1 protein-coding gene is annotated in these 1,584 nt (G+C 50.5%); it reads right to left on the bottom strand.

Annotated elements, in window-relative coordinates; genetic code table 11:
• Positions 1-211: 211 nt before the first annotated feature.
• A complete protein-coding gene (locus tag L1765_RS15840) occupies positions 212-1,507 on the bottom strand; it encodes a transposase (protein WP_236408439.1) in 1,296 nt (431 codons plus the stop codon).
• Positions 1,508-1,584 lie beyond the last annotated feature (77 nt).

The raw sequence follows: 1,584 nt of genomic DNA, 5'->3' as shown, positions 1-1,584 counted from the left end.
AGAGCTTTTTGCGATGTGCTTTTTTCCGTGGGCTGCCGCCACAATATCTCCTCAATGTCTAAGGGAAAAACTGCATCATTTTCAGATTTTTAAGCCGGTATTTTCCCACTGAACGCGATCTCCCCAAAAAATGGGCATACGAATCCCGTTATCCACAGAATCGGCTTTGTGGATTGGCGTTTTGGCGAGTTATCCAGATGTGGATATCTTCTTACGCCACCAGGCTTCGCATCTTCTCCCCCTGCTTCTCCTTGATGCGCCCCAAAGCCATCGCCAGCATGACGCAAAGCGCGAGTCCGCACCGCATTTTCATTTTGGCTATGCCGCGAATGGTGTGCATCTCGAAGCCGAAGGATACATCCAATCGGCTGTTCACGCGCTCCACTGCCGTCCGCTTGTCGTATTCTTTCTCCCACTTGTAGCTGGCACGATCAATCGGTGTAAAAATCCTCCGGTCTTCCGAGAGCGGGATCCGAATCCCTTGTGCCACCGGGCACTGGGCCTGACCTTCACACGTAATGCCCATTTGCTTGACCGGACATAACTTCTTGAGTGTGTTGCGGTCTTTCTCGAAGCCGCCATTGCACATTTCCCGCTGCTTTCCCGTTTCCGGACAAACACAGGACACCGTGCCTTTGTAGTCGTAAACCACATTCTCTCTGCCTTCCAGCAGGCGTGTTTTATCAGGATCCCTCCACATATTGCGGATATCAATCACGGGCTTGATGTGGTGATCATCCCATAATTTGACCAATAACTTCGTATCATCATAGCCGCGGTCTGCTGCCAAGGTTTCTGCCGTCTTCACGATTTCCGGTTGCCTTTCTTGCATCTGATCCAGCAAGGCATGCCCTTCGGTCATATCCGAAGCAGATGCCTTGGTCACCTTGAACGCTACCGGCAACTCATAGGTTGCATCGACGACTAGATGCAGCTTGTAGCCGAACCATTTGACGATTTTCTCCCATGGTTTGCCGTTTTCATCCACTCCGCGGTATTCTTTTCTCCCATAGTCCGCATCCATGTCTCGGCGCCCATCTCTCTCTTCGTTCCTGTTCTTGCGTTTGGCAAATGAAGAAATCGCCTTGCTGTCCATCGCCAGATGCTTGCCGAAATCGTGCAGCACCTCACCGATCTGCTGCACGAGTCGGTCAAATATCTCTTCGATCAACGGTTCTTGTTCCATCAGAGATTTCATGAATCGTGTGTAGACCCACGATGGCGGAACTTTATCCCCAAACCCGCACATCTCCCGCAGTTGACCATTGCGACTCAATTCCCGACGCAGTTTCTCCACGCTGTCATGCTGAAATACGATCCCCGCCAAGACGGAATTCCACATCGCGCGTACCGGATAGTCGTCTCGCCCTTTTCCGCGTTTGCGTTCAAGTGCAACCATCCATTCTTCGTCCGGCATGTATTCCAGCACCAGACGCAGGCGTTCCAAATCTCCGAGCGTTTGAATTTCGTTCCACTCAAATAGTTTCAATTGTGGTATAATCGCCATAACAGGTGACCTCCATGGATAAATTTTGTAACTTAGGCAATTACAATTTTACCATAGACGGACTCACCTGTTACCTA

Source organism: Microaerobacter geothermalis (genome assembly GCF_021608135.1).
GTDB classification, from domain to species: domain Bacteria; phylum Bacillota; class Bacilli; order DSM-22679; family DSM-22679; genus Microaerobacter; species Microaerobacter geothermalis.
The sequence above is the reverse complement of the archived record's forward strand: the minus strand, read 5'-3'. Positions and strand labels throughout refer to the sequence as shown.